10 protein-coding genes are annotated in these 13,031 nt (G+C 71.5%); 7 read left to right on the top strand and 3 right to left on the bottom strand.

Annotated features, from left to right (window positions below; translation table 11 throughout):
- Nucleotides 1–1,042: 1,042 nt before the first annotated feature.
- Both EDD29_RS15825 and EDD29_RS15820 read right to left on the bottom strand, forming a co-directional pair.
- Complete coding sequence (locus tag EDD29_RS15825) at nt 1,043–2,473, bottom strand: aldehyde dehydrogenase family protein (protein ID WP_123665147.1); 1,431 nt, start codon at nt 2,471–2,473, stop codon at nt 1,043–1,045.
- 12 nt (nt 2,474–2,485) lie between these two features.
- Nucleotides 2,486–3,316, bottom strand: coding sequence for a mycofactocin-coupled SDR family oxidoreductase (locus EDD29_RS15820; protein ID WP_123665146.1), 831 nt, complete (start codon nt 3,314–3,316; stop codon nt 2,486–2,488).
- A 223-nt stretch (nt 3,317–3,539) separates the two neighbouring features.
- Between EDD29_RS15820 and EDD29_RS47700 the strand changes: the two genes are divergently transcribed.
- Genes EDD29_RS47700 through EDD29_RS15790 form a run of 6 tightly spaced genes read left to right on the top strand, consistent with a single transcriptional unit; the run spans nt 3,540 to nt 9,049 of the window.
- On the top strand, nt 3,540–4,907 hold the full coding sequence (locus EDD29_RS47700) for a cytochrome P450 (protein ID WP_148085977.1): 1,368 nt from the start codon (nt 3,540–3,542) through the stop codon (nt 4,905–4,907).
- Between the two features lie 13 nt (nt 4,908–4,920).
- Nucleotides 4,921–5,232, top strand: a complete 312-nt coding sequence (locus tag EDD29_RS15810) for a 2Fe-2S iron-sulfur cluster-binding protein (RefSeq protein WP_123665144.1) — start codon at nt 4,921–4,923, stop codon at nt 5,230–5,232.
- Nucleotides 5,229–6,623, top strand: a complete 1,395-nt coding sequence (locus tag EDD29_RS15805) for an NAD(P)/FAD-dependent oxidoreductase (RefSeq protein WP_123665143.1) — start codon at nt 5,229–5,231, stop codon at nt 6,621–6,623. The genes EDD29_RS15810 and EDD29_RS15805 overlap by 4 nt, the downstream gene beginning before the upstream one ends.
- Complete coding sequence (locus EDD29_RS15800; protein ID WP_123665142.1) at nt 6,613–7,101, top strand: HtaA domain-containing protein; 489 nt, start codon at nt 6,613–6,615, stop codon at nt 7,099–7,101. Before EDD29_RS15805 ends, EDD29_RS15800 begins: the two co-directional genes overlap by 11 nt.
- Nucleotides 7,102–7,129: 28 nt before the next feature.
- A complete protein-coding gene (locus EDD29_RS15795; RefSeq protein WP_170201425.1) occupies nt 7,130–8,242 on the top strand; it encodes a zinc-dependent alcohol dehydrogenase in 1,113 nt (370 codons plus the stop codon).
- A 30-nt stretch (nt 8,243–8,272) separates the two neighbouring features.
- Entirely contained in the window at nt 8,273–9,049 is a 777-nt protein-coding gene (locus EDD29_RS15790) for an HpcH/HpaI aldolase family protein (RefSeq protein ID WP_123665140.1), read from the top strand.
- 141 nt (nt 9,050–9,190) lie between these two features.
- On the opposite strand, the gene EDD29_RS15785 is transcribed toward EDD29_RS15790, so the two are convergent.
- Nucleotides 9,191–9,670 carry a hypothetical protein gene (locus tag EDD29_RS15785; protein ID WP_148085976.1) on the bottom strand — a complete coding sequence of 160 codons (480 nt, stop codon included), beginning with the start codon at nt 9,668–9,670 and terminating at the stop codon, nt 9,191–9,193.
- Nucleotides 9,671–9,851: 181 nt separating this feature from the next.
- Here EDD29_RS15785 and EDD29_RS15780 point away from each other — a divergent pair, with 181 nt between their 5' ends.
- Nucleotides 9,852–12,905 (top strand): AAA domain-containing protein, encoded by a 3,054-nt coding sequence (locus EDD29_RS15780; RefSeq protein WP_170201424.1) that lies wholly within the window; start codon nt 9,852–9,854, stop codon nt 12,903–12,905.
- Nucleotides 12,906–13,031: the final 126 nt, after the last annotated feature.

Genomic DNA, 13,031 nt, shown 5'->3' with positions numbered 1-13,031 from the left:
GGTCGTGTGCGTGGTGTCGGTGGTGCTGGTCGTCGTGTCGCCGGGTCGGGGTGTGGCCGCTGGTTCCGGCGGCATGGCGTGGATTGTGTGTTGTCCGATTCCCCGGACATGGCCCCGGCGCTGGGAGTAGGTTCTCGATCGGTCACGTTCGGTGACTTCGGCCAGGTGAAGGGGGTCGTCTGCTGTGGGTGTGTCGATGCCGCTGCGGTCGATGGCCGCGCCGTTTCTGGTTGCGGAGGCTTGTGGTGTGTCGGTGCGGACCCGCCTGAAAGACCTCACCGCGGCCGACGAGGAGGTGCTGCGCCGGGCGCACATCTGGGATCCCTCGCATCCCGGGACCTCAAGGTCCGCTGCGGTGACGGGCTTGGCCACAGCGCACAGCGGTGGGCGGAGCGTCATCGGATAGCGCCTCGCACCGTGATGCGCAACTCCGCCACGCCCTCACCCGGCTTCTGCACTGGGCGCGGGTGCTCAAAGTCGCGGCAATCGCCATCGAGGATCTCGACTTCGGTGACGTCAAAACCCGCGAGAGGCACGGCAGACGGCGTCTGCGCCGGGTCGTTCACGGGATCCCGACGGGCCGGTTGAAGGCCCGCCTGGTGTCGATGGCCGCCGAACACGCGATCGCGTTGGTGGCGGTCGACGCGGCCTACACCAGCCGGTGGGGAGCGCGGTATTGGCAGCAGGCCACCAGCACGCGCAAGATCAAGACCAGCCGACATGAGGCAGCGAGCCTCGTGATCGGACGGCGCGCCCAAGGCCATGGGGCCCGGCGACGGACGGCACCGCCCCCGCACCACCGGAGTGATGATGCGGGGCATCGGACCGCCCAGGCCCGACACCACGACCCCGGGTGTGAGGAACCCCGCCCGGCCCGGATCGGAGGGCGGACACGGTCCGCTGCTCCACCGGGTGTGTGAAAGCAGGGGGGCAAGTCTGTCCAGCACCGTTCGGGACAGACACACTGACCCCGGGGGGACACCCCGGGACAGTGCTCAGGAACGGTCCCTGCGCGTCGTCCTTCGCAGGTGGAGCGGACCCGTCAGTCGGAGGACGGGCGGGGGGCGGCCTCGGGGTTGCCGATGGCCTGGATCTGGGTGTACTCCTCGATGCCCCAGTGCCCGTTCTCGACGCCGAAGCCACTGGCCTTGTGGCCGCCGTAGGGCAGGTCGGGGCGGGCGCCGAACGAGTGCTGGTTCACCGTGACGACGCCGGCCTCCAGCCGGGTCGCGACGCGGGTCGCCAGTTCGGTGTCGGCGCCCCAGACCGAGGCGTCCAGGCCGTACGGGGAGTTGTTGGCGCGGGCCACCGCGTCGTCCACGGTCTGGTAGGAGACGACGGGGAGCACCGGGCCGAACTGCTCCTCGTCGACGATGGCCAGGCCGTCGTCGACGTGGTCGAGGATCGTCGGAGGGAGGAAGAAGCCGGGCCGGTCCAGGGGCGCCCCGCCGGAGGCCGCGCGGGCGCCGTTCGCCAGGGCGTCGGACAGCAGGGAGGTGACCCGCTCGAACTGCGGCCGGGTGGAGACCGGGCCGAGCTGGACGCCCTCGTCCCACGGCTCGCCGATCTTCACGGACCGTGCAATGTCCGCGAGGGCTTCGACGAGTTCGGCCTGCCTGCTCTCGTGCACGTACACGCGCTTGACGGCACCGCAGATCTGGCCGTTGTTCATGAACGCCGCCCAGAAGACCCCGGGCGCGACCGTCGCGATGTCCGCGTCGGGCAGCACCAGGGCCGCGTCGTTGCCGCCGAGCTCGAGGGTGAACCTCTTCAGGTCGGCCGCGGCGGCCTGGGCCACCTTCCGGCCGGTCGCCGTGGAGCCGGTGAAGCTGACCTTGCGCGGCACCGGGTGCCCGGTGAGCGCGGCGCCCAGCGGGTCGGGCCCGGCGACGACGTTGATCACCCCGGCCGGGGCCGCGCCGGCGACGCGCTCGGCGAGCAGCAGCGTCGACAGCGGGGTGAACGGCGACGGCTTGAGCACGATGGTGTTGCCCGCGCGCAGCGCCGGCGCCACCGGCCAGGCGAACTGGATGAGCGGCGTGTTCCACGGCTTGATCGCCGCGACGACGCCGAGGGGCCGCCGGAAGACCGTCGCGCGGTAGCCGTCCTGGACGATCTCCTCGGGCGCCAGCTCGAAGTCCGCGTAGTAGCGGAACCACGCGGCGGCCGCCTTGATCTCCCACTGGGAGTCGGTGAACGGCTTGCCGTTCTCCAGCGAGAGGACGTGCGCGACCTCGTCGACGGCGGCCTCGGTCGCGTCGGCGACGGCGTGCAGCGCCTTGCGGCGGGCCGCGGCGTCGGCGGCCCAGGCGGGGAACGCCCGCTGCGCGGCGTCGAAGGCCGCGTCCACGTGCGCCGCGGTGGCGGCGGGCGCCTGGGCGAACACCTCGCCGGTGCTCGGGTTGACGACGTCGAAGGTCTGCTCACCGGAGACCTGTGCGCCGCCGATGGTGAAACGGTAGGGGTGGGTCATGCTTCTTGATCCTTAGAGCAGGTTGCCGGCGTCGACGGGCAGGGCCACGCCGGTGATGTAGCGGGCCTCGTCGGAGGCCAGGAACAGCAGCGCGTTGGTGATGTCGATGTCCTCGATGAGGTCGCCGGGCATCGGGTTGAGCGTGGCGGCGGCGACCAGGAAGTCCTCCTTGGTGGGCTGCTCCAGGTCGGGGCGGAAGATGTCGTAGGTCGGCTGGTTGAAGGTCATGTCGCTGGCCAGCGTCGTCGGGTGGACGCTGTTGACCCGGATCCGATGCGGCGCGAGCTCCAGCGCGAGCGCCTTCATGAGGCCGACGACGCCGTGCTTGGCCGTCGCGTAGTGCACGGTGTTCTCCGCGACCGACAGGCCCATCACCGAGCTGGTGAGCACCATCGAGCCCGCGCCCGCGGCCTTGAGGTGCGGGATGGCGATCTTGCAGGTGTTCCAGACGCCGGTCAGGTTGACGTCGATCATGTCGAGCCAGGTCTGCTGCTCCAGCACGTCGGCCTTCACGAAGCCGCTGACGATGCCCGCGTTGGCGCTGACGAAGTCGAGCCTGCCGAGGGCCGCGACGCCCTCGTCGAGGGCCTTCCTGAGGCCGTCGATGTCACGGACGTCCGCCTTCACCGCGTGGATCCGGCGGCCCGTGGCCTCGACGAGGCGGACGGTCTCCTTCAGGTCCTCCTCGGTCGCCAGCGGGTACGGCACCGACGCGATGTCCTCACAGAGGTCGACCGCGATGATGTCGGCGCCCTCCTCGGCGAACCGCACCGCGTGGCTGCGGCCCTGCCCGCGGGCCGCCCCGGTGATGAAAGCGACCTTGCCCTCCATGCGTCCGGCCATGATCAGTTCTCCTCGTCGTCGTGTCTCGCCGGCGGTCGGGGTGCCGTCCGGCGACCTCAGTCAAGAGGCGCGCGTCACAGTGCGTCCAATAGATATTTGACACTTGAAACATGAGCGTAATGCATATTTAACGGGTCTTCCCAAGTAGCCTGGCGATCATTCGGCCATCTAATGAGTTTGATACATAAGTAACTCTTAACAGATGTATTGGACGTATTGGGTGATGCCTGTCCAGACTGTGGCCCACGTCATGGCCGCGGCCCGGATCGGGACCCGCGGCACCACCCCGCACGTCATGAAGGAGCCCGCCGTGAGCAGGGATTGGAAGGCTCTCGACAACAACATCCTCAACGCCGCCTGGTACACCACCCCCGCCTATCACGACGCGTTCAAAGCGCTGCGCGACGAGGACCCGGTGCACTGGGCCGAGGACGAGAGCTTCGGCCGGAACTACTGGGTGCTGAGCAGGCACGAGGACGTCAAGAACTACCTGCTGGACCACGGGAGGTTCAGCTCCCGCTGGGACACCCGGGTGCCGCGCAGCCCGAAGCGCCGCACCCCGGAGGAGCAGCACGCCCAGGGCTGGGACATCAATGTCGCCACGATCGACCCGCCGCTGCACACCGCCTACCGCAGGCCGATCAACAAGCACTTCAGCGTGCCCGCGATCAAGAAGCTGGGCCACGACGTCACCGCGATCGTCGACGAGATCATCGCCGACGCCGCGCCGCGCGGCCAGGTCGACCTCGTGGAGGACCTCTGCGCCGAACTGCCCGTGCGCGTCATCCTGAGGATGCTCGGCGTCCCCAAGGAGGACTGGCCGATGCTGCGCGAGGCTTCCTGGCAGTGGCTGGCCGCCGCCGACCCGCGCTGGACGATCGACGGCGACCCGGTCAAGACCTCGCTGCACGGCCAGAAGCGCCTCATCGACTACTGCACCGACCTGGCTCTGGACCGGCGGAAGAACCCCAAGGACGACTTCGCCACGATCGTCGGCAACCTCGAGATGGACGGCGACCCGCTCAGCATCCATGAGATGCGCGTCTGGTTCGTGACCCTCATCGGCGGCGGCCTGGAGACCACCCGCAACGCCGCGGCGGTCGCCCTGTGGCTGTTCATGGCGAACCCCGACCAGCGCGAGCTGCTGATGAACGACCCCGATCTGGTGAACCCCATGATCGAGGAGGCGCTGCGCTGGACGACCCCGGCCAAGAACCGGCTGCGCATCGCGAACGAGGACCTCGACCTGCACGGCCGGCGGATCCGCGCGGGCGACTGGGTGATCGGGCTGCTCGCCTCGGCCAACAAGGACGAGACGGTCTTTCCCGACCCGCACCGGTTCGACATCACCCGCACCCCCAACGACCACCTGGCGCTCGGCACCGGCATCCACCTGTGCCTGGGCCGCGGCCTCGCCCGGCTGGAGCTGGCCACCCTGATCCCGCGGGTGCTGAAGGCCTTCCCCGACCTGCACCGGACCGAAGCCGGCGAGCCCGACTGGATCGCCGACACCAGCGTCACCGGCTTCACCCGGATGCCCGTGGCCTTCACCCCCACCGACGACCCCGCCCGCCTTCTCGGGCGCGCCTGACCGGAGCAGCAGCATGCCCATCATCCGTTTCACGTCCGAAGACCGCGTCCACGAGGTCGACGCCCGCGAGGGCGAGTCGCTCATGCAGGCGGCGGTCCGCACCGGTGTCCCCGGGATCATCGGCGAGTGCGGCGGCGAACTGTCCTGCGCGACCTGCCATGTCGCCCTCGCCGACGGCTGGGCCGCGAAGTGCCCCGAGCCGTCCGCCGACGAGCGGGACCTGCTCGACGCCGTCGACGGCGTCCGGCCGGAGAGCCGCCTCGGCTGCCAGATCAGGATGAGCGCCGCACTCGACGGACTCGAAGCCGAGGTCGTTCCCGAATGACCGGAACACCCCGGTACTACGAGGTGCTCATCGTCGGCGCGGGGCAGGCCGGGGCCCAGGTCGCCGCCGAACTCGTCACGGCGGGGCATCCCGGGCCCATCGGACTGCTCGGCGCCGAGGACGTGCCGCCCTATCAGCGGCCGCCGCTGTCCAAGGGCTTCCTCGCCGGAACCGAGGAGTTCGCCGACCTTCTCCTGCGGCCCGCGGACTTCTGGGACGCGCGGGGCCTCGACCTGCGGCTCGGCTGCGAGGTCGTCGGCGTCGACGCCGCGGCCCGGACCGTGACCACCGCCGACGGCGAGCTGATCGGCTACGGCGCCCTGGTGTGGGCGGCGGGCGGCTCCCCGCGGGCGCTCCCGGTGCCGGGCGCGGACCTGCCGGGCGTCCACTTCGTGCGGACGCTGCGCGACGCCGAGGCGCTCAAGGCCGCGCTGCCCACGACCCGGAACGCGGGCGCCCCGGCGAAGCCGGGCTCCCAAAGCGCCCGCATTCCGGGCCCAGCGAACACGACCCGGAACGTGGGCGCCCCGGCGAAGCCGGGCTCCCAAAGCGCCCACGTTCCGGACCCAGCGAACACAGCCCGGAACGCGGTCGTCATCGGCGGTGGGTTCGTCGGGCTCGAGGCCGCGGCGGCGTTCGTCAAGGCGGGCCTCACCGTGACCGTCGTCGAGGCGGCCGACCGGGTGCTCGGCCGGGTCACGTGCGGCCCGGTGTCGGCGCACTGCACGGCGGTGCACCGCGCGCACGGGGTCACCGTGCTCACCGGGACCGGGGTGCGCGAGATCGCGGGAGCCGGCGGGCGCGTCTCCGGGGTCGTGCTCGGCGACGGCCGGGTGCTGCCCGCCGATCTCGTGGTCGTCGGGATCGGCCTGGTGCCCGCCGTGGGTCCGCTGCGCGCGGCGGGAGCCGCCGGAGCCGACGGTGTGGACGTGGACGGGGAGGGCCGTACGAGCCTGCCCGGCGTATACGCGGCGGGCGACTGCGCCGCGACGTCCAACGCCTACACGGGCGGCCGCCGGATGCGCCTGGAATCGGTGCAGAACGCCGTCGAGCAGGGCCGGGCCGTCGCCCGGGCGATCCTCGGCGTCCCGCAGCCACCGACGCCGCCCGTGCCGTGGTTCTGGTCGAACCAGTACGACGTCAGGTTCAAGACCATGGGCGTGCCCGTGGCCTATGACACCGCGGTCGTCCGGGGCGAGCCCGCGTCCGGCCGGTTCAGCGTGGTCTACCTGCGCGACGGGGAGGTGGCGGCGGTCGACACGATCGACAACGTCCGCGACTACGCCCAGGCCAAGGCCCTCATCGGCGTCCGGGCCGACGCGGCGGACCTCGCCGACCCTTCCGTCCCGCTCAAGGAGCTCGCCCGCCGGGAGACCGTCCATGAGCACTGACGGATACACCCTGACCTGGGGTGTCAAGCGGAGCTTCCGGGAGTACGTCGCCGAGGTCGACGACGGCTCGGAGACCTTCGGCAACGGGGCGCGGCGCACCGCGTCGGGCGAGTTCGCCTTCCCCCTCGCCGACGCCGCGGACTTCGATCCGGCGACGGGTCTCGGCACCCTCCGCTTCGCGGGGAGCGTCGTGTTCCGCGCCTACTCCGGCGTCCTCCTGGTCCGCGTCCGCGATCCCTGGGTCGTCCTCGGCGAGACCGGCGGCTGCCTGACGATCATGCATCCGGCCTATCGAGAGGCCACCGGCGTGCGCGCCGAGATCGCCGTCTTCGACCCGCCCGTGCGCGCCGCGGGCGGCCGCCGGCTGGCGCCGACGCTGACCTATGACGGGGTCCGCGCCTTCGGCGACGTCTACGGCGTCGGGGCTCCCCTCGACCCGGCGCTCCTCACCGGCGTGTTCGCCGTCGCCCCCGTCTGACCCCACCACCCCGAACGAAAGGACAGCCATGTCCGCAACAGCACACGCCGTCGTCTACAAGGGCCCGGAGACCTTCTCCCTGGAGACCCTGCCGCTGCCCGCCCTCGGATCCGGAGACCTGCTCATCGAGGTCCTCCTGTGCGGCGTCGACGGCTCGGAACTGCACATGTACCGAGGCGAGTTCCCCTGGCTGAACGAGGTCGCGCCCGTCATCTTCGGCGACGAGATCCTCGGCCGGGTCTCGGCGATCGGCGACGCGGCGAGTGAGAAGCGCGGCCTCAAGGTCGGCGACCGGGTCGTCGTGGAGTCCCGCTGGCCGTGCGACGGCTGCCGGACCTGCGCCGCCGGGCAGTACTACCTGTGCGAGACCCGCGGCAACGTCTTCCTCGGTTACGGCACCATGCCGAGCGGAGAGCCGCCGCACCTGTGGGGCGGGTACGCCACCCACACCTTCGTGCCCGAGTCCGCCCTGGTCTACAAGGTCCCGGACGCGCTGCCGGACACCACCGCGCTCATCGCCTGCTCGCCGCTGGCCAACGGGCTGCGCTGGGCCGGCCTGGCCGGGGCCGCGCCGGGCGCGCACGTCGCGGTGATCGGCCCCGGCACCCAGGGCCTGGCCTGCGCGCTGGCCGCGCGGTGCCTCGGCGCGAAGGTCACCGTCATCGGGCTGGCCTCCGACGCCGAGCGGCTGGAGATGGCGGCCTCCTTCGGCGCCGACGCGACGCTCGCGATCGAGCCGGGCGAGGACCTCGCGACGACCGTCGCACGGGTGGCCGCCTCCTCCGGACCCGTCGACGGGGTCATCGAGACCGCGGGCGCGGGCTCGGCGAAGGAGCTCGCGGTGCGGCTGCTGCGGCCGCTCGGCGTCATGGTCAACGTCTCGGTGCCGTCGCCCGCCGCGCAGCCGGTCGACTGGATGGCCCTGATGCAGAAGGAGATCACGATCGTCAACCCGCTGTCGCACCCGCACACGGTCGAGCGGGCGTTCACCGTCGCGGCCGGGCTGCTGGCGGACGGGACCGACATCGGCTCCTGGATCACGCACACCTTCCCCCTCGAAGAGGCCGCCGAGGCGATCGCCTTGGCCTCCTACCAGCGGGCCGAACGCCCCGTGAAGGTCGCGCTCAAGCCCGCCTCCTGACCGCTCCCCCCTCCAGAAAGCAGAAGTGAGATGTCCAAGAACCGCGCGCGCTCGACCTTCGACGCCGTCACCGCCGAAGGCCGTCGGCCCGTGGGCGGGTTCGTCATGTCGAGCGACCCGAACACCACGCTGATCTACGGCGCGGCGGGCTGCGACTTCGTCGTGATCGACCGCGAACACGGCATCATCGACCTCGCGTCCCTCATCGGGCACCTGCGGTCCGCCGAAGCCGGGGGGATCGTGCCGATCGTCCGGGTCCTGGAGAACAACCCGGCGCTCATCCAGCAGGCGCTCGACTCGGGCGCCCAGGGCGTCCTGGTCCCGAAGGTCGGCACCGCCGACCAGGCCCGGCGCGCCGTCGCCGCGAGCCGCTACCAGGCGGGCGGCCGCGGCATGTGCCCCGTCGTCGCGGGCACCGGCTTCAGCGGCGAGGACTGGGCGACCTTCAGCAAGGAGACGAACGACAACGTCATCCTGATGCCGCTCATCGAGACCTGGCAGGGCGTCGAGAACATCGCCGAGATCGCCGCCGTCGAAGGCGTCGACCACATCTTCTTCGGCCTCGCCGACCTCTCGCAGGACCTCGGCATCGACATGCTCGCCGACGCCGACCGGCTCATCGAGATCTGGCGCCACGTCGCCTCGGTCGCCCATGCCGCGGGCGTCCGCATCGGCGCCCCCCTCGGCTACGGCTTCGACCCCGAAGCCGACTTCGGCACCCTCGACGCCGACCTCAGCAGCCTCCGCACCGCCACCGCCCGCTCCCTCGCCGCCTTCCGCGACGCCGAAGCGCCCCTCCCCCGCTGACCGCGCCGTCGTCCCCGCCGGCGTGCACCGGCGGGGACGACGGCACACGGCGCGATCGCCCACGCGGATCACGGCACCGTGTCCGCGGCGCCCCTCACCGCCGACGTCCGTGCGGCGGGGAGGGGCGTCGGTCGTCCCGGGTCAGTTGAAGCAGTGCTGCTTCTTGTGGACCAGGCCCATCTCGTAGACCTTGTTGTCGGGGCCGAAGAGGAAGAGGTACTCGGCGGTCTTGTTGCCGGGGGCGGGGGCGGAGTAGACGTTGGGGCCCTGCGTGAGCTTGGGGTAGGCCTTCTTGACGGCGGACTTGGTGGAGCCCAGTCCGATGCCCTTGGGGGTCTTCATGGACTTGGCGGCGAAGATGGCGATGACGCCGTACTTGTTGGAGAGGTAACCGCTGGCGGCCTTCGGCTTCTTCTTGAAGACGAACGTGGTGCAGCCGGAGCCCGCGTTGCCGGTCAGCTTGATAAGGCCGGTTTTGAGCGCTTTAGCCTTGGTCTGACCGATTTTGAGCTTGCCGTAGCCGTACGAGGTGAGCTTGGGCGCGGCGGCGGCGGAGGCGGCCGGCGCGGGCAGGGCGAAGAAGAGACAGGACGCGATCAGCACTGCGACGGTTTTGCGCACGAAGGCACCTTTCTGGAAGTTTCCCGGCGATCAAGCTCTCGACGCTGCGAAGAATAGACCGCTCGCGGACCCTTGCCCTGGTTCATGCGAGAAGTAGTGGGTCCGGGCGGGAAATCTTGATCGCCGACGCCCTATTCGGTGTGTAGATTCTCAGAGGGAGATGGATTGCCAGGGAGGGCTGATGGCCGGTGGGGGTCCGTTTCCGGTGGGCGAGCTGGCCCGGGCCGTGCGGGCGGAGGTCGAGGCGGTACTGCGGGCGGAGGCGAAGAACGAAGGGGTCGTCCTGCGCGAAGGGCGGCGGGTCGGGGGCGGTGGGGCGAAGCACGACTACCTGTTCGGGACCACGATGGAGCGGAGCCCCTTCCCGAGGGCGGAGGTGCTGGTCAGAGGTCCGGGCGCACAGAAATGGGTGGCCGGTGAGGCGGTCTGGACGCCCGGGCGGAAGGTCAAGCTGACGACCGAGGCGGCCTTCGGGCAGCAGGTCGCGGAAGTACGGGTCAAAGAGGACGAGACGTCAGGGCTCCTCCTTCTGGAGGGGAAGCTCAAGCGGATCGGCGCCGGCGACAAGGTGGTCGATGTCGCGACCGCGAGCTGGATGGTAGGCCGTGGCCATCCCTCGGTGGGGAGGGCGAGCGACACCGAGCGCCTAGTGCGCGGCTATCGCGGGCTCCGGTTGAACGCCCATCAGCGGCAGGCGATCGAGCAGGCGCTGGGCAGCCAGTCGACGTTCGTGTGGGGCCCTCCGGGCACCGGGAAGACCGAAGTCGTCAGCCTCATCGTCGAGGGGTGCCACCGGCAGGGGCACAGGGTGCTGTTCGTCGCGCCCACGAACGTCGCGGTCGACCAGGCACTCGAACGCGTCTGCGAGCGCCTGGCCGGGGAGGACGGCTTCGGTGACGGCCTGGTGCAGCGATCCGGCACCGTGGCCGTCGCGTCCCTGGAGGCCCGCTTCGGCGACGCCGTCATCCCCGACCGGATAGCCGAGCGCCTCGCCGCGCGGCTGAACCAGGAGCGGTCGGCCGTCGCCGCGACGCTCGCCGACGCGCAGCGCACGGTCGGCCTCCACACACGCGCCGCCCACCTCTCCGAGCGCTATCAGCGGCTCCGGTCCACCGCCGACGGTCTCGCCCAAGAGGAGGTCGAGGCCGGGCGGCACCTCACCGGGTTCCAGGCCCGGTCCCGGCGGGCGCGGGCCGAAGCGGCCGAGATCGGGGTCCCCGGCGGTCTCTTCGCCCAGCGCAAGCAGCGCCGGCTCGACGAACTGCGCCAGGAGATCGCCTCCTGCGAGGCGGCCCAGGCTCAGCTCACCCACCGGGTCGAGCGGAACCGACGGGCCGGTCTGACGGCACGGGAGGAACTCGCGGCCGTGGAGCCGCAGCTCCAGGAGGCGCTCGGGCAGGTGGCCGGGCAGCCCCCGCTCGCCGCGCTCGAAGAGGCCGTCACCCGCCTGAGCGAGGAGCAGAAGCGGATAGACGGCGAGCTGAGCAAGATCGGCGACGTGGTGCGCGGCCGCTGCAGGGTGATGGGGACGACGGTGGCCAGGGCCGTCCAGTCACGCAGGCTCCTCGACACCGTCGACGTCGTCGTCATCGACGAGGCGGGCATGGTCGACCTCCCCTCGGCCTGGTACCTGTCCGGCCTCGCGGGCAAGCGCGTCGTGGTCTCCGGCGACTTCCGGCAACTCCCCGCCGTCACCAGGGGCTCCGGCGACCGTCAGGCGAGCGCCGAGGAGCAGGCCCACTCGCGCGAGTGGATGGACCGGGACGTCTTCCACGCGGCGGGGCTGGTCGACGAGGGCGGGACCGTCCGGCGCGACGCCCGCCTCGTGTCCCTGGTCGAGCAGTACCGGATGCGTCCGGCGATCTGCGCCCTCGTCAACACCGTCGCCTACCCCGACGCGCCGCTGACGACAGGCCGCGACGACACCAGCCGGCTCCCCGCGTCGCCGCTCATCGAAAGCCCCCTCGTCCTGGTCGACACGAGCGAGCAGCGCGAGTCGCTGTCGCCCGATCCCCGGTGGGGCTCGCGGACCAGCAATCCCGTGCACGAGGCGGTGATCCACGAACTGATCCGCGGGCTCCAGGCCGACACCGTGCTGCCCGCCTTCCGCAGCGCCGACGAGGGCGTCCCGACCGAGCGGCTGGCCGTGATCGCGCCCTACCGCGACCAGGTGGGCGCGCTCCAGAAGAGCATCTCCCAGCGCTTCGGCACCGCCTTCGACGGGCTGGTCGACACCGTCCACCGGTTCCAGGGCAGCCAGCGGCCCGTGGTCATCATCGACACCGTGGCGGGGGCCGGGGACAAGCCCGGGTTCTTCTACGAAGGGTCGGGCCTGTCCTCGCACACGTGCCGTCTGCTGAACGTCGCGCTCAGCCGGGCGCAGGACCACGTCATCGTGGTCGCCGACGTCGAGTTCCTCAGCCGGACGCTCCCCCCGGGCAGCGAGACCCGGCGGATGCTCGACTACCTCCTGGACCACGCCCAGCGGCTGCCGGTCGGCGACCTCGTCCCCGTCCGGATGGCGTCGGACCTGCGGGACCTCAGCGCGGACGAACTCGTGCGGCCCGCGTTCTTCCCCAAGGACGAGGTGCGGCGAGCGGTCGAATGGGACATCGAGCGCGCGGCGGTCTCCCTCGACATCTACTGCCCGTTCCTTGACGACCAGGCCGTCTCCTACTGGATCGGGCGGCTCCGGCCGCGGATCGCCGCCGGGGTCCGCGTCGTCGTGCACACCAGGGCGCACAAGCCGAACGAGAAGGGCGGCAGGCTCTCCGTGCGGCTGCGGGAGGCGGGCTGCGAGGTGAACGCCAGGCCCCACATGCACGAGAAGGTGATGATCGTCGACGCGGAGGTGCTCTGGCACGGCTCCCTCAACCTGCTCGCCAACGGCGGTCCGACCGACCTGATGATGCGCGTCACCAGCCGGGCGGCCTGCGCCCGGGTCAAGCAGATCATGGTCCGCGCCCGCTCGGAGCGATCCGCGACCGCCGCTCCGGCGGCCTCCCCGACGCGCCGGGAGCAGCCGCGCCCCGCACCGCGGGAGGCCGCCGCGCCCGCCGGCGGCGCCGCACTCCCTGCGCGCCCGCAGGGAGTGCGGGCCAACAGGTTCGGGGGGCCGTGCGCCCGATGTTCGGCGGACGTCCCGGCGCAGGCCGGCGAGCTCCTCAGGGAAGGCGGCGCGTGGCTCGTCCGGTGCGCGCCCTGTTCCGCCGCGCACCGGCGCGGCACTCGGTGAAGGGCGTTCCGGCACGTAGCTGAGCTCCGGCATGGGGGCTGGCGTGCGGCGTTCTTCGCGGTGGACCTAATCTTTGTTCCGTGAGAGCATGAGCCGTCCCCGGTCCAGTCAGGTAGGAGAGTTTCC

It is taken from the genome of Actinocorallia herbida, from assembly GCF_003751225.1.
Taxonomy (GTDB): domain Bacteria; phylum Actinomycetota; class Actinomycetes; order Streptosporangiales; family Streptosporangiaceae; genus Actinocorallia; species Actinocorallia herbida.
Note: the sequence above shows the minus strand (reverse complement) of the source record. Positions and strands in the feature narration are given on the sequence as shown.